The organism is Afipia sp. MLSD5-FHT05B12 (assembly GCF_058793355.1).
Genome location: NZ_JBXAFS010000006.1, coordinates 66,185 through 81,280 on the forward strand (window position 1 = coordinate 66,185; position 15,096 = coordinate 81,280).

Annotated in this window: 16 protein-coding genes and 1 pseudogene; 11 read left to right on the forward strand and 6 right to left on the reverse strand. The window is 58.3% G+C overall.

From position 1 onward, the window contains the following. Nucleotides 1-48: 48 nt before the first annotated feature. On the forward strand, nt 49-378 hold the full coding sequence (locus AC1Q6J_RS10540) for a YbaY family lipoprotein (RefSeq protein WP_492279279.1): 330 nt from the start codon (nt 49-51) through the stop codon (nt 376-378). Nucleotides 379-764: 386 nt separating this feature from the next. On the opposite strand, the gene AC1Q6J_RS10545 is transcribed toward AC1Q6J_RS10540, so the two are convergent. Continuing rightward, nucleotides 765-1,007, reverse strand: coding sequence for a hypothetical protein (locus tag AC1Q6J_RS10545; RefSeq protein ID WP_492279280.1), 243 nt, complete (start codon nt 1,005-1,007; stop codon nt 765-767). A gap of 243 nt (nt 1,008-1,250) precedes the next feature. Between AC1Q6J_RS10545 and AC1Q6J_RS10550 the strand changes: the two genes are divergently transcribed. Next, nucleotides 1,251-1,517 (forward strand): hypothetical protein, encoded by a 267-nt coding sequence (locus tag AC1Q6J_RS10550; RefSeq protein ID WP_492279281.1) that lies wholly within the window; start codon nt 1,251-1,253, stop codon nt 1,515-1,517. A gap of 374 nt (nt 1,518-1,891) precedes the next feature. Here AC1Q6J_RS10550 and AC1Q6J_RS10555 read toward each other — a convergent pair. Further along, nucleotides 1,892-2,047, reverse strand: a pseudogene (locus AC1Q6J_RS10555) (IS3 family transposase); the annotation flags it as partial. Between the two features lie 281 nt (nt 2,048-2,328). After that, nucleotides 2,329-2,700, reverse strand: coding sequence for a hypothetical protein (locus AC1Q6J_RS10560; RefSeq protein WP_492279282.1), 372 nt, complete (start codon nt 2,698-2,700; stop codon nt 2,329-2,331). Nucleotides 2,701-2,869: 169 nt separating this feature from the next. On the opposite strand from AC1Q6J_RS10560, the gene AC1Q6J_RS10565 reads away from it, so the two are divergent. From AC1Q6J_RS10565 to AC1Q6J_RS10580, 4 genes are all read left to right on the forward strand, one after another. Beyond that, nucleotides 2,870-3,478: a hypothetical protein gene (locus tag AC1Q6J_RS10565; RefSeq protein ID WP_492279283.1), complete on the forward strand. Its 609-nt coding sequence runs from the start codon at nt 2,870-2,872 to the stop codon at nt 3,476-3,478. A gap of 121 nt (nt 3,479-3,599) precedes the next feature. Then, complete coding sequence (locus AC1Q6J_RS10570; protein WP_492279284.1) at nt 3,600-3,923, forward strand: hypothetical protein; 324 nt, start codon at nt 3,600-3,602, stop codon at nt 3,921-3,923. A 203-nt stretch (nt 3,924-4,126) separates the two neighbouring features. Continuing rightward, entirely contained in the window at nt 4,127-5,326 is a 1,200-nt protein-coding gene (locus tag AC1Q6J_RS10575; protein WP_492279285.1) for an ABC transporter substrate-binding protein, read from the forward strand. A gap of 99 nt (nt 5,327-5,425) precedes the next feature. Next, nucleotides 5,426-7,045 (forward strand): long-chain-fatty-acid--CoA ligase, encoded by a 1,620-nt coding sequence (locus AC1Q6J_RS10580; RefSeq protein WP_492279438.1) that lies wholly within the window; start codon nt 5,426-5,428, stop codon nt 7,043-7,045. A 74-nt stretch (nt 7,046-7,119) separates the two neighbouring features. On the opposite strand, the gene AC1Q6J_RS10585 is transcribed toward AC1Q6J_RS10580, so the two are convergent. After that, a complete protein-coding gene (locus AC1Q6J_RS10585) occupies nt 7,120-7,644 on the reverse strand; it encodes a winged helix-turn-helix transcriptional regulator (RefSeq protein WP_492279286.1) in 525 nt (174 codons plus the stop codon). Between the two features lie 248 nt (nt 7,645-7,892). Here AC1Q6J_RS10585 and AC1Q6J_RS10590 point away from each other — a divergent pair, with 248 nt between their 5' ends. Next, nucleotides 7,893-8,531, forward strand: a complete 639-nt coding sequence (locus tag AC1Q6J_RS10590) for a 2-hydroxychromene-2-carboxylate isomerase (protein ID WP_492279287.1) — start codon at nt 7,893-7,895, stop codon at nt 8,529-8,531. Nucleotides 8,532-8,614: 83 nt separating this feature from the next. Further along, complete coding sequence (locus AC1Q6J_RS10595; protein WP_492279288.1) at nt 8,615-9,814, forward strand: CaiB/BaiF CoA transferase family protein; 1,200 nt, start codon at nt 8,615-8,617, stop codon at nt 9,812-9,814. A gap of 51 nt (nt 9,815-9,865) precedes the next feature. Here the strand turns inward: AC1Q6J_RS10595 and AC1Q6J_RS10600 are convergent, their stop codons facing one another. Beyond that, nucleotides 9,866-10,540: a glutathione S-transferase family protein gene (locus tag AC1Q6J_RS10600; protein ID WP_492279289.1), complete on the reverse strand. Its 675-nt coding sequence runs from the start codon at nt 10,538-10,540 to the stop codon at nt 9,866-9,868. A gap of 1 nt (nt 10,541) precedes the next feature. Further along, the gene (locus tag AC1Q6J_RS10605) at nt 10,542-11,285 is read right to left on the reverse strand and encodes an SDR family NAD(P)-dependent oxidoreductase (protein ID WP_492279290.1); all 744 of its coding nucleotides are present in this window, start codon (nt 11,283-11,285) and stop codon (nt 10,542-10,544) included. Between the two features lie 308 nt (nt 11,286-11,593). Between AC1Q6J_RS10605 and AC1Q6J_RS10610 the strand changes: the two genes are divergently transcribed. From AC1Q6J_RS10610 to AC1Q6J_RS10620, 3 genes are all read left to right on the forward strand, one after another. Further along, the gene (locus AC1Q6J_RS10610; protein WP_492279439.1) at nt 11,594-13,078 is read left to right on the forward strand and encodes a class I adenylate-forming enzyme family protein; all 1,485 of its coding nucleotides are present in this window, start codon (nt 11,594-11,596) and stop codon (nt 13,076-13,078) included. Between the two features lie 71 nt (nt 13,079-13,149). Continuing rightward, nucleotides 13,150-13,887, forward strand: a complete 738-nt coding sequence (locus AC1Q6J_RS10615) for an SDR family NAD(P)-dependent oxidoreductase (RefSeq protein WP_492279291.1) — start codon at nt 13,150-13,152, stop codon at nt 13,885-13,887. A gap of 12 nt (nt 13,888-13,899) precedes the next feature. Further along, nucleotides 13,900-15,081 (forward strand): acyl-CoA dehydrogenase family protein, encoded by a 1,182-nt coding sequence (locus AC1Q6J_RS10620; protein WP_492279292.1) that lies wholly within the window; start codon nt 13,900-13,902, stop codon nt 15,079-15,081. Nucleotides 15,082-15,096: the final 15 nt, after the last annotated feature.

Consider the following 15,096-nt stretch of genomic DNA (forward strand, 5'->3'; position numbering starts at 1 on the left):
AATTCTCGTCCCCTGTTGCCTGCTGCAAGCGCTTCCGCGCAGAACACCATGCTGATGGGAACCGTAAATTATCATGAACGCATGATATTGCCTCCGAATACAACCGTGCTTGTGCAACTCATCGACATCTCGCTCGCCGACGCGTCGGCGCAGGTGATTGCCGAGGATCGAATCACCGGTGCCACCGGCAGCCCGATCCCCTATCGGTTGCGCTTTGACCAGACGCTGATCAAGTCGCGCCGCACTTATTCGCTGCAAGCTCGCATCTCCGATGGCGACCGCTTACTGTACATCAATACAAATCGCCACGCGGTGTTCGCCGGCAGCCGCAACAACATGCGTATCCTCGTGCAGCGCGTGGCACAGCAACCGCGCTAACTCGCGCATCCGCAACCAGCTGAGAGGGACGACGATGCATCAGGCTCTCGCACATACTCTCCGATCGATCGCGACTGCTGCATTGTCCGTCGCACTGACGTCTGCCGCGTCCGCGCAGCAGAGCGACCCGAAAGTCAAACGGCAACGCCCGCACGCCGCGCCGTCGCATCAGACAGCCAAACCGCAACCCGTCGCGCGCGCTCGCCCAGCGCCGTGCGTCGAATTCGGTTCGGGCTTCGTGCGCATGCCAGGTTCGGATAGCTGCATCCGCTTTGGCGGCGATGTTGGGATCGGCGTGGGCGCCGTGCCTTAAAATGTGATTCGCACGGCAAGACAGGATCAGAATCGGGAAATTTGAGCGCGGCAGCGCGCAGCGCTCCGCGGGCTCAGTGACGTTGCCCGCGATGTCGCCATGTCTTGCGCGGAGTAACCGCCTGCGATCGCGCAGTTGGCCGTTTCGCGGAGTCCCGATAGCGTTTGCGCGATTCCTCCAGCGCACGCTGATAACCGGGAGAAGCCATGATATTCGCCGCTCCTCCGCCGCGTGCAGAGATCGGGGTGATGGTGGAGAACTGCGTCACAGCAACGAGCACCAGGAATGTTACCAGGAGTCTGATGGTGTTTCTCATTCGCTAATTTCTCCTCATCTGGCACTTAAGCACGTCCCGTGAAATCGACCAACCCGCGAGGTGATACTTCAAGAAGGGCTTGGTCCCGTTTCCGAGATACTACCGCGGTGGCATGGAGGCCTTTCGAAGCGGAATGAGTTCCTTCATCTGGTGTTCAGGCACGCGACGCAAGGATGCTCTCGATGGCCTTTGCGAGACCTCACCCGCACGGCATCTTGGACCACCATCACGGAGGACTACGCGATGAAGAAGATTCTGTTCGCCCTTGCCATTGCCCTGCCTGTCGCGTTCGCGGCATCCCAGGCCTCCGCACTGCCCATCCATTCAACGAGTCCCGCAATCAGCCAAACCGGGTCCTCCGACCTCATTGAGGTTAAGGGTGGCCATGGCAGGGGACATGGCTGGGGCAAACATCACAGCTTCAAGCGGCACGGCTGGAGCCATGGCCGTAAGGTCGGCTGGCGTGGCCGCGGCTGCCCTCCCGGACTTTGGAAGCAGGGCCGCTGCTAACACGCACATGGCGGCGCGCAGATGATGCGCGTCGCACGTTGCGGTTCAGCTCGCTGTGAACTTCGCTAGCTAAATGGCGTTGCAATCCTGGACGCTGCTGACGACGCGCTTGGTGATGTAGAACAGCATGTGGAGGAATAAGCGCCGCACGTTCGCGCTGTGCGTCATAGCGCGATTAGAACTGACTGCGATCTATGATTCTTGTCCGCAGGTTCCCACTCTTCCTGGAAATCAGTTCAACAGTGTAGCCGCGCGTCTCGGTAAATTCGAAAATCCGATCTGTTTTGTTTGTTGAAGTCGTGTCGCCGAATAATGCGGTCTCTCCACACCAAATCTCTCCAACATGAGCTGCTGCCGGTTTGATGGACGGCTTGTTAAGCTAATCCCAGCTTCCGTTCGAACTCAACGGGGCTGACGTACCCGATCGTCGAATGACGCCGGGTCGTGTTGTAGAACCGCTCGATGTAATCGAACACATCCGCCTTGGCCTCGTTCCTGGAGCGATAGACTTTACGAGCGGTCCGCTCGGTATCCCGCTTTTGGGGAGTTAGGCATAGAGCCCGTATGAAGGCGCGCCCTAGTTAGTACCGGTGCTGGCCGCATTGCTCGGAAAGAAATTGATGTTTCCATAGGCGCCGAAAATCACCGCGCTGCGCATCGCCCAATCGTAGTTTTTGGCGTTTCGGGATTTCTCGGAAGCAAGTAAAATTAAACCGCCTTTCGTTTCTCGCTCCTAAGGCCAGATCGCGGATTCCTCGGCGTTTCCACCAGACGTTGGACGACGCTTGGCATCTTCGTCCGTTCGTTTTAGTTACGGGTTAGAAGCAAACTCATCTTTTGCAGGAATTTTTGGCTTCGCTGCATCTACCCTCGCCAGAATTTCGACAGACCGCCTGATTTCGAGCAACAATCGGGTCTTTGCGCTCACTTGTTTGGCCAACTTAGCCGGTTGAAACACAAGCAACGGCATTTCTTGGATGGAATGCTCGGATAGCATAATCGAGAAGATGCTGGCCTCCCTGAACGTCTTCCTTAGCGCCTGTTCAAGACGCAGGAGATGATCTGCCAGGGATGCTTGAATGCCCCCGTTCAAGTAGGAGGTAATGGCGTCTCCTATTGTGGTGAGGCGACCGCTGTAAGCATCATATGTGTCCGTGGCGCGATCTATATCGATGATTTCCATGTCTGGCGCTCCGAGCTGGCACTGCTGGGTTTTAAAACGGCTTGTTTGCGGCCGGAAAAAGGTAGTCCCCGCTGTTCACAGCTGAAAAGATTCCTTGTTAGGACACTTTGGCGCTCACTATCTGGTTCCAAACTCAAGATTGATTCGACCGCGATAGGAGGAAGTTCCGGTGTCGAACCGACGAGTTTTAGCCAAGCCAACAAAAATTCCTAAACACATTTGGGAACTGTTAGGCGAGCCGATCTTGATGCGTTTGGAAAAGCGCGAAGAGTTTGAGGCATACCTACTCGCGGTGGCAAGCGCGGTTGGTGCGGACGATATTGTCAGCTGGAACTATTGTGCCGACGTAACCTATCAGACGTGGGACATTCGGCGTCTGCGGAGTATACGCGCTGGTGTACTGCTGGAAGCTGAAATTGAGGTCGTGGTTCGCCTAATGAGGACGACCTACGATGACACCGATGATATTCCTTCGGCACTTTACTCGATTATTCAGGCGGAGAGCGAAGCGCGTAAGTGGGCAACAGGCGGTGAGTTCGGCTCGAGGATTGATGAGCGCTTTGCTGCAAGAGGACATGATCGCAATTCGGTGTTGGCCGACGCTTACAAACTCTGTGCGTCGCGACTTGGTGATATCGATGACAGTATTTCTGATCTCGAATCTCGACGCGCAAGAACATTGCGTGAAATAGCACGGCTTGATGCGGTCAGGGCTAAGCGTTTGGAGCAAGCCTCATTAGCGATCATCGAAGGAGAATTCACTCAGGCAGATGAGTAGGGAGGTGGTTGTGGCTTCTAATCGGCAGATCGAAGCAAATCGTCGGAATGCTTTGAAGAGTACGGGCCCGCGCAGCCCCGGAGGAAAAGTGCGATCCGCGCGAAATTCGAAAAAGCACGGCTTGGCATCAGATTTTGCTCGAGATCCGGTAGCGGCTTATTCCGCCGATAGGCTGGCGAAAGCTATCGTCCGGTCGAACAATGACTTGTCGATGTCTGCTGCGCGCAAGGCGGCGTTGGCAGCGTTTGGCTTGCAGTGCGTTTACAAGGCGCGTGTTGCCGCCATCGAGCAAGCGCTGTCAAACAATGACTCAACAGATCAGGAGCGTTTGATTTTGGAACTAAATCGCCACCTGAAGAGAATTGATCACTATGAGGCCAAATTTATAGGCCGAAAACATCGCGCTCTTGGTGCAATATTAGCAGAACGAACCCAAAATTCTTAAATAAAATCAAGTGCATTAGTGAAGGCGGTAGTGTTGGTCAAAGAATGACAGCAGCATAGAAACCAAGATTGCTTGACTAGTTCAAAAAAAGAACTGTAACCTCTCTCCAGTGACGACCAATGTAATGGCCGCAGCTGAAACAGGCCTGCCAGCCCGATCCGAGTGATGCGGTACAGGGCATTGTCACAAGGGGAGGAGAAACGATGATCAAGGGATTGAAACTCGCGTCGGCTCTGGTGCTGGCGTTATCCGCGTCTGCTTCCGCCAGTGAAATGCCCGGTGTCACAGCGACCGAAATCAAGGTCGGAGGCGTGTTCCCGTTCAGCGGGCCGGCATCATCCATTGGCCTCGTCGGTCGGGGTGTGCTCGCCTACGTGCAGTCGGTCAACGATCGCGGTGGCATCAACGGCCGCAAGATCAACTACATCGCCTATGACGATGCCTACAGCCCGCCGAAGGCGGTCGAACATGTTCGTAAGCTGGTTGAGAGCGATGAAATTGCCTTCATGTTTGGCCAGCTTGGCACGCCCGGCAATACAGCAACGGCAAAATATCTGATTGGCAAGAAAGTTCCGGCGCTTGGCATTGTCAGCGGTTCGAACAAGTTCACCAACATAACGGACTTCCCGATTACCACGACGAGTCTTGTCAGCTTCGATACCGAAGGAAAAATCTACGCGAAATATTTGAACAAGACCCTGCCGGGCAAGAAATACGCGATCCTCTATCAGAACGACGATCTTGGAAAAGACTACGTCAATGCCTTTAAGGCGTTGATGAAAGACGAATTCGACAAGCGCGTTGTCACCGCCGCCTATGAGATCGCCGATCCGACGGTCGATTCCCAAATCGTCAATCTGAAGAGTTCGGGCGCGGAAGCCTTGCTTGTGGCGGGAACGCCGAAGTTCGCAGCACAAGCTATCCGCAAGGCATCCGAGATCGGATGGAAGCCTCTCTTGATCTTGAACTACCCGTCAGCCTCGGTGGGTGCCACCTTGAAGCCCGCAGGGCTGGACAAGTCGATCGGCGTAGTCGTCGGAACGATTATCAAGGATCCGACGGACACCAAGTGGGACAAGGACAAGGGCATGAATGACTATCGGGCCTTTGTCGACAAGTATATGCCTGGCGTCGATATCTCGGATGGCAACTATATCTTTGGATACACGCAGGGGATGATCCTCGAGCAGATCATCAAACAGTGCGGAAACGACCTGTCTCGTGAAAACATTCTCAAGCAGGCAAAGAACCTGAAGGACATCGCTCTTCCGACCGCACTGCCAGGTGTCGTCGTAAACACGAGCGAGAGCGTGAACCAGGACTTCACTCAAATGCGCCTGCAGCGCTGGACCGGCGAGAACTGGGATCAGTTCAGCGAAGTGCTCGATGCGAAGTCTGAATAGCCTGCGAGGTAAATCAAGGCCGGTACTCTTTTTCGAGATGCCGGCTTTTTTCATTGATCCGTGCTTGAGAATTTAAGGAGAGAGGCCGTGAAGGGCTTGATGCAAAATCAGCCGTTGCTGCTGTCGTCGCTGTTGCAGCATGCGGACCGGTTTCACGCAGGTACGGAAATCGTGTCACGCACGGTTGAAGGGCCGATCCATCGTTACACGTATCGCGATGCGGCGCGGCGAGCACGTCAACTGGCAAGCGCCTTGCAGCGCCACGGCATCAAGCACAGCGACCGCGTGGCGACACTGGCCTGGAACAACTATCGCCATTTCGAAATCGAACACGGCGTGACGGGCATGGGTGCCATCTGGCACGCGATCAACCCGAGACTGATCCCGGCGCAACTCGTCTACATTGCAAATCATGCCGAGGACAAAGTCCTGTTTTTCGAGAGTACTTTTTTGCCGCTGGTGGAGAAGCTCGCGCCTGATCTTCCGACCGTTGGTCTGTTCGTTCTGATGGCCGACCGCGCGTCGATGCCCGCCGCCACGCGTATTCCAAATCTTCAATGCTATGAAGATTTCATCGCCGCCGGCGATGAAGGCTTCGCCTGGCCGATATTCGACGAGTTGTCCGCTTCGTCGCTGTTCTATACGTCGGGCACAACGGGAAATCCGAAGGGTGTCCTTTATTCCCACCGCTCGGACGTATTGCATTGCCTTTCGATCACCGGGGCTTATTCGATGGGACTGGCGGCAGTGGATACGATGCTGCCAATGACACCGATGTTTCACGCCAACGGAGCCTGGGGATTTACTCATGCCGCGCCGATGGTCGGGGCGAAGCTTGTTTTGCCGGGACCCAAAATGGATGCGGCGAGTATCGCCGAACTGATCGGGTCGGAGGGCGTTACCGTTACGGCCGGTGTTCCAACGCTTTATTCGGCACTGCTCCAGCACTTCGAGGAGCAAGGCCGCGGAGCCGGTACGATGCAACGGCTTGTGGTTGCAGGCTCCGCTCCCGCGCCGAGCATGATCGCGGGCTTTGAGCGCCTCGGTGTCTCGGTCAACCACGTCTGGGGCATGACCGAAACCAGCCCATGCGGGACGTCAACGCAGCCGTCGCGCAAGACCGCAAAGGCACCGCCGGAAGAACGGTTACGCCGAAAAACCACGCAGGGGCAACCCATTTACGGTGTCGATGTGAAGGTCGCCGATGAAAACGGCGCCGAGATGCCACGCGATGGCAAATCGAGCGGCCGCCTGATGGTCCGCGGCCCCTGGGTTCTCAGTGGTTACTACCGCGAAGAAAAGCCGTTGCTGGAAGATGGATGGTTCAACACCGGCGACCTCGCCGTGATGGATGACGACAATTACATTCAGCTCACCGATCGCGCCAAGGACGTCATCAAATCCGGCGGCGAGTGGATCAGCTCGATCGACGTCGAGAATCTGGCGATCGGCTGTCCCGGCGTGGCTGAGGCGGCGGTCATTGGCATTCCGCATCCAAAATGGGAGGAGCGTCCGCTGCTCGTCGTGGTGCCGTCCGCCTCCGAGCCGGCGACCGCGAAGTCGATCATTGCCTTCCTTGAGGGAAAGATCGCCAAGTGGTGGATGCCCGACGATGTGATTTTTGTCGACGCGTTGACCTACGGAGCCACCGGGAAGGTGCAGAAGATGGAGCTGCGCCGCCGCTTTGCCGGCCATTACACGTCGCAAAAGAGCGCATAACGAAAAGGCGCCAGAAATCTGGCGCCTTTGTTTCGCGAGTCGATATGGCTGTGTGTCAGATTGCGACGTTTCGTTCAGGCCGCGCGGGCCTTTGTGCGTGAGGTTTTTGCTTTGGCCGCCTTCGCGGGCTTCGGCGGGATGGTCTTCGGGCGTGCCCCCGGGCCGGGATGGACGTGAACTTCCTTCGCCAGCAACGGTTCGCCGCACTCGGAGCAAACGGTGACCGGGTCGAACTGGTGGCCGCATTTCTGATGTTCGTGAAGCAACGGGCGGCCGCGCTCGTCGACCATATGGATATCGCCCCAATGGACGATCGCCATCATGATCGGGTAGAGGTCGAGGCCCTTCTGGGTCAGGATGTATTCGTGCCGCTTGGGCGACTCCTGATAGGCGACCCGCCGCAGGACGCCGAGACGGACCAGCTTCTTGAGGCGTTCGGCCAGAAGATGCCGGGTGATGCCGAGGGCGGACTGGAAGGCCTCAAACCGGCGTGTCCGCAGGAAACATTCGCGCAGGATCAGGAGGCTCCATCGGTCGCCGATCACGCCGATGGTGCGGGCCATGGAACACGGCTCTTCTTCAAGTTCATCCCATCTCATAGTCGTCTCCGGTTCGTGCGCAGGGCGGGTCGTCAGACCGTATTATAGCCTGCTTGCGCACCATTCTAAATAGGCACTGAGTTGGACAAAAGTCCTATTCTGGGCTGGACCGAAGTAAAATATGCCCGGAAGGGCGGATCGAATTGACAGTTCAATTTTAGAACTCTATGAATGGTCCACGCTCCGGGCACGGGCGATGATGTAAAAAAGGCACGTCGAACGGCGTGTGACAGAGGAGGAGAAGCGCGGTGGCCAGTCCCTTGAAGGTCGAGTTTCAATTCGATTTCGGTAGCCCCAATGCCTATCTGGCAGAATACGCGATTCCGGGCATCGAAAAGCGCACCGGCGTCAAGTTTGACTATGTTCCAGTGCTTCTTGGCGGAATCTACAAGGCGACCAACAACATGTCGCCGTTCGACTCGCTTCGCGGCATCAAGAACAAGCCCGAGTACAACGCGCTGGAGACTCAGCGGTTCATCCGCCGGTACAACATCACCAAGTTCAAACAGAACCACTTCTTTCCGGTCAATACGCTGATGCTGATGCGCGGCGCCTGGGCCGCGCGGTTCGAGAATATGTTCGAACCCTATTTTCGTGCGGCCTACCATCACATGTGGGAAGAGCCGAAGAAAATGGACGACGTCGAGATCTTCCGCAATGCGTTCATTTCATCCGGCATCGATATCGACAAGCTGATCGCGCGCGCGCAGCAGGACGATGTGAAGAAGAAGCTGATCGAAGTCACGACCGATGCGGTGAACCGCGGTGCGTTCGGCTCGCCGACGTTTTTCGTCGGCAAGGAAATGTTCTTCGGCAAGGACCAGGTTCGTGACGTCGAAGAGTCGATTGTCGAACAGCTTGGCGCGGCGAAGGCCAAATCGGCCTGACCTCGGCTCAAGTCTGAAAGAACGGTTGGATCCAGCGGTAAGGCCGGCGGGCTATCCCGCCAACGAAATCAGGGAAGAAACAGATGTCCGGTCCCCTTCATGGTGTGCGCGTGCTGGATTTGACGGCGGTGGTGTCGGGTCCGTATGCGACGATGTTCCTGGCGGATCAGGGCGCGGATGTGCTGAAGATCGAGCCGACCAGCGGTGATGGCACCCGCCGGAGCCGGACGCTGATCGATGCGGCCGGTGAGTTCTCCGCGCTGTTCGTGTCGTGCAATCGCGGCAAGCGTTCGCTGTCGATCGACATCAAGAGCGAGGCCGGCCGCGAGGTGCTGGCCAAGCTGGCGGCGCAGGCTGACGTGCTGGTGCAGAACTTCCGTCCCGGCATAATGGAGCGCCTCGGGCTGGGCCACGAAGAGCTGCGCAAGAAGTACCCGCGGCTGATCTATGTCTCGATCAGCGGGGTGGGCGACAGCGGGCCTTACGTCAAGAAGCGCGTCTATGACCCGATCGTCCAGGCGCTGTCGGGCTTTGCCGACATCCAGTCGCAGCCGGTGACCAACCGGCCGCAGATGATCCGCACCATCGTCTGCGACAAGACCACCTCGGTGTTCACCGCGCAGGCGGTGTCGTCGGCGCTGTATGCCCGCGAGAAGACAGGCCAGGGCGACTACATCCAGGTCGCGATGCTGGACACCATGATCTCGTATCTGTGGCCGGAAGGCATGATGCAGTACACCGTGGTCGGCACCGAGGCGGCCGCGGCGGATCCCAACGACCGGCCGGACCTCGTGTTCCAGACACTCGACGGCTACATCACCGCCGGCACCATCTCGGATTCCGAATGGCAGGGCTTCTGCAAGGCCTCGGGCGATCCGGAGCTTGCGAAGGACGAACGCTTTGCGACGCCCAGCGCGCGCTTCATCAATGCCACCGCGCGCATCAACAAGATGCAGGAATACATCAGCCAGCGCACCACGGCCGAGTGGCTGGAGCGTCTCGACGCCGCCGATGTGCCGTGTTCTCCGATCCTGCGCCGGGGCGAGATCATCGGCAACGATCAGGTGGTGGCACGCGGCCTGATCGAGGAGTTCGATCAGCCGACGGTGGGCCGGGTGCGGCAGCCGAAGCCCGCGGCGATCTTCGAGGTCAACAAGGCGAAGATCGGCGGCCCGGCGCCCCGCGTCGGCGAGCACTCCCGCGCCGTACTGCGCGAACTCGGGTACAGCGACAGCGCCATCGACACAATGATCGCCGGCAAGGCGGTCAGAGTCGCGAGCTAAACGAAATAAGGCCGACGTAACGTCGGCCTTATTGGTTGTTCACGCGGAGAGTCAGGCTGGCTGTCTGACCGGATCGTCGGCCGCCGGCGTCATGTTCGCCGCCATTCCACGCCGGTATCCCGGTCGCGCGTGGATACGGTTGAGATAGGGATGGGCATTGTCACAAATGCCGACGCCGTAAGCGATCGCCCAATCGAGGCACGTCGTCAGCAAAATATCCGCGCTGGTGAACTGATCACCCATCAGGAACGTTCGTCCGTCCGCGAGCGCGACTTCGACGTGACGCAATTGTTCGCGGAAATATTCTCCGGCCTTGGCCACCACATCGGGCGCCACGCCGTAAATCGGCCCCAGCGCATCAGCGCTGTGCCGGCGCATCACATACAGGCTTGTGGAATCGAGTTCGGTCACGATGAAGAAGCACCATTCCAGCCATTTGGCGTACTGTTGCTTTTCTTCCGGGATCAGCGATCTGTCGGGAGTCGAGTAGGTTCGTGAGAGGTAGGCGACGATCGCGGCGCTTTCGCCAATCGCGAAATCGCCATCCTGGAGCAGCGGAACTTTCTGCCGCGGATTGAGCTTCGTGTATTCCGCGGTCTTGGTTTCACCCGTGCGGGGGCCGATCGCGCGGGTTTCATATTTCAGGTCGAGTTCTGCAAAAGCCCAGTGCGGCCGCACGGTTCGGCTGGTTCCCACACCCCACAATATCAGGTTTGGCGCGGCCATCTCACCAGGTCTCCACAGAGGGACGCAGGTCAAGTTCGTGGGTCCAGCCGTCGCGCTTCTGATGATGGGTGAACCAATACGCGTCGGCAATGGACTCGGTCTTGGTCAGACTGTCAGCGGGGATATCGCTTGCTTCAATCCCCTTCGCGGCCTTCATGCGCTGATGGATCGCCTCACTGTCCACGGCGGCGTCGATCAGCAGATGGACCACATGGATGTTCTTGGGGCCGAGTTCTCGCGCCATCGCCTGAGCCACGGCACGGAGGCCGAACTTGGCTGATGAAAAGGCGGCGAAACCTTTTCCGCCGCGCACGCTCGCCGTTGCGCCGGTGAACAGAATAGTGCCGCGGCCGCGCGGCAGCATGTATTTGGCCGCTTCGCGGCCGACAAGAAAGCCGCCATAACAGGCGAGTTCCCATGCCTTGAAGAACAGCTTCTCGGTGGTCTCCAGAAGCGGCTTGTTGACGTTGGAACCGGCGTTGTAGAGGCAAACCTCAATCGGCCCGATTTCCTTTTCGATGCGCGCAAACATGGCCTGCACGTCGGCTTCCTGACGGGCATCCACACTGATGGCGTGGACTTCGCATCCATCCGCCTTCAGCTCATCGACAAGCGCTTGGGACTTCGCGGCTTCGCGGCGTGCCACACATACCTTGTATCCGCCCTTGGCGAATCGCCGTGCGACCGCCGCACCGATGGCGTCACCCGCGCCGACAAGCAAAACCACGCCGTTGCCCTGAGCCAAGACCGATTCTCCCATAAAGTTCTTATTTGATACTTTCATTCATAGCGGCCATGCCAAGTCTTGTAAACGATTATCGTCGCAATCCGTTACCACTTGTGGCCTATGGGCGGTCACGAACTGGAACTAAGGTTTGTCGCGCTGCATCAATTCAGATTGACTAGTTCTAAAAAAGAACGCTAACTTGTATTCGCGTCAAGGCCGCCTCGGAAGCGGCCGAACAATACCGGGAGGTTGGGGTGGCGAGCGCGGCTCAGGCGATTGACGTCGCTGACATCATTAAAGACATACCTGACCGCCTACACCAGGCCATGGATCGCGCGGTTGCCGCGACGCCCGATCATACGGCACTCGTGGAAGGGTCTGCCACCTGGTCGTACCGCAAGCTGTCGGAGTCTGTGGAGCAGGTTGCATCCGCCTTGCGCGAACTTGGCGTGCGGCCCGGCGATCGGATCATGATCGTCAGCGAGAACTGTATTGCGCTAGCTGCCTTGCTGCTTGGGGCCAGTCGGATCAACGCCTGGGCTATCGTCGCCAATCCGCGGTTGTCGCCGCGTGAGCTTGATCAGATCCGAGATCACAGCGGTGCAAGGCGGATGTTTTTTACGGTGAATGTTTCACCCGAAGCGGCCAGCCATGCGACGCGGGTCGGTGCAATCCTGAGCAAGGTCGGTCCGCTGGAGGATATCGGCGTCGGCCAATTGAACGAGACGACGATCGCCGAGCCGGTGCAGGTCGATCCGGCGAAGCAGGTCGCGGTGCTGATCTATACGTCGGGGACCACCGGGACGCCAAAAGGCGTGATGCTGACTCATGAGAACCTGCTGTTCAGCGCCAGGGCAATTGCGCTGTTCCGGAAGATGGACAATCGCGACAGGGTTTATGTCGTGCTGCCGATTTCCCACATCGTCGGCGTCTCGCTCCTGCTCCAGACGCTGATGACCGGCGGCACGGTCCAGATGGTCAGCAAGTATGACCCGGCGGTATTGGCGACGGCTATTGCCGAGGAGGGCGTAACCATCCTCAACGGCGTTCCCGCGACATTCCAGCGCCTGCTTGAGTACAAAACCCTGCAAGGCATCGGGAAACTGAATACGGGGTCGCTTCGTTACATCGGAGTCGCGGGGGCGCCGCTCGACCTCGATCTGAAGTCGCGCGTCGAGGCGGAGCTCGGTCTGCCGCTGCTGAACGGATACGGTATCACGGAGTGTTCTCCGGGCATTTCCGGGGTGCGGATAGAGTCGCCGCGTCCGGATGAGGCTGTCGGGGTGCTGCTTCCGGGCATCGAGGCGCGAATCGTCGGCCGCGATGGTGCGGTCGTTGCGGACGGGACGGTCGGCGAGCTGCATGTGCGCGGCCGCAATGTCATGCTTGGCTATTATCGTGCGCCGGATATCACGGCGAAGGCAATTGACAGCGAAGGCTGGTTCAACACCGGCGATCTGGCTCGCGCGGACGGCGATTGTTTCTTCATCGTCGGCCGCACCAAGGAAATGATCATTCGTTCGGGATTCAACGTTTATCCCGCCGAGGTAGAGGCTGTGCTCAGCTCACATGATGCCGTCGTGCAATCCGCCGTCGTTGGTCGTGCGGCCGACGGCAACGAAGAGGTGGTGGCGTTCGTCCAGTTGCTGAAGGGATCGAATGTGACGCCGTCCGAACTGATGGCTTTCGCCGGCAAGCAGCTGACATCCTACAAACGTCCATCGCAAATCATTGTGCTGGATGCACTGCCGGCGACATCGACCGGAAAGATACTGAAACACAAGCTTGCCGAGTCCCTGCGGGGAACCTGACGTCTTCGTGAGGCCTCCGCAGCAGCTGGACTCGAAACTTAAATCTTACTCGGACTATCAGGAGAACGATCTTGCAAAAGCGAAACGCGACCGTGGCCGTGATCGGCGCCGGTGACTTCATTGGCGGCGAGATCGCCAAGAAGTTCGCAGCCGAAGGTTTCTCGGTCTTCGTGGGACGGCGTCAGGGCGAGAAGCTAGAGCCTCTGATGAAGGAGATCAGGGATGCAGGCGGCACGGTGTTTGGCCGCTCGCTCGATGCGCGCAAGGAGGAAGAGATCGTTTCTTTCATTTCTGACGCCGACAAGCATGCCCCGCTGGAAGTCTGCATCTTCAACATCGGCGCCAACGTCAATTTTCCGATCCTGGAGACCACCGAGCGCGTTTTCCGCAAGGTTTGGGAAATGGCCTGCTACTCCGGATTTCTCGCAGGCCGTGAAGCCGCCCGGGTGATGTTGCCGCGCGGCAAGGGCGCCATCTTCTTTACCGGTGCAACCGCAAGCTTGCGCGGCGGTTCGGGTTTCGCGGCCTTCGCCAGTGCCAAGTTCGGCCTTCGCGCCGTCGCGCAGGCGATCGCCCGCGAACTGGGACCGAAGAATATCCACGTCGCCCATCTCATTATAGATGCGAGCGTCGATACCGAGTGGGTGCGCCAGCTGATCACGCAGCGCGAGGGCAAGGAAGCCCTTCAAGATCCCAATCGCATGATGCGCCCGGCGGCTGTCGCGGAAACCTACTGGCAGTTTTATCAGCAGCCGCGCGATGCCTGGATGTTTGAAGCCGAAATCCGCCCCTTTGGCGAGAAGTGGTAACGGAGCCATCCGATGGAGCTGAAGCTTTCCAGTGAAGACGCGGCGTTCCGGGATGAGGTCAGGGCCTTTATCGCGGAGAACTATCCGCAGGAAATGCGCGTGCCCAATCCGGAAACGGATTTGACCAAGGAGCAGTCGATGCTCTGGCACAAGATCCTGCACAAGAAGGGGTGGATCGCTCCGCTGTGGCCGAAGGAATACGGCGGTCCCGGCTGGGATCTCACCAAACGTTTCATCTGGGAGCAGGAGACCACGCGCGCGGGTACCTTGCCGCCGCTGGCCTTCAGCGTCACCATGGTTGGCCCTGTCATCTATTCGTTCGGGAACGACGCGCAAAAGAAGAAGTTTTTGCCGCGCATTCTGTCGGGCGAGGACTGGTGGTGTCAGGGCTATTCGGAGCCGGGCTCAGGTTCCGATCTGGCGACTGTCCGGACCAAGGCCGTGCGTGACGGTGATCATTATATCGTCAACGGTCACAAGACCTGGACCACGCTGGCCCAGCACGCGGACTGGATTTTCTGTCTGGTGCGCACGGACCCGGCAGCCAAGCCGCAGTCCGGCATTTCGTTCCTGCTGATCGACATGAAGTCGCCCGGCGTGACTGTGCGCCCCATTATCACGATCGACGGCTCGCACGAAGTCAACGATGTGTTCCTTGAGAACGTCCGCGTTCCCGTCGAAAATCTCGTCGGCGAGGAAAACAAAGGTTGGACCTATGCCAAGTTCCTGCTTGGCAACGAGCGCACCAGCATGGCCGGCATCGGCCGTTCCACGCGCTACATCGAGCGCCTCAAGAAGATCGTGAAGGCGGAGATCGCCGAAGACGATCCGGCATCTGCCGAGTTTACCAAGGATATCGCGCGGGTAGAACTCGATCTGCTTGCGCTCGAGGCGACCGAGTTGCGCGTCGTGGCGCAGATGTCGCGCGGTATCGATCCGGGACCAGCGGCTTCGCTGTTCAAGATCCGTGGCACCGAAATCCTGCAGCGAATTACCGATCTGACGCACCGCGCCATCGGCAACTATGGTCTCGCGCTTCGGGAAATTCCGGCGAGCGAGAACATCTTTGTGCCCGGACCGGACTACATGCACACGGTCTCCGAGAAATATTTGAATATGCGCAAGCTCAGCATTTTCGGCGGATCAAACGAAATTCAGCGCAACATCATCGCGAAAGCGGTGCTCGGTCTTTAATCGCGTCGCACGAGG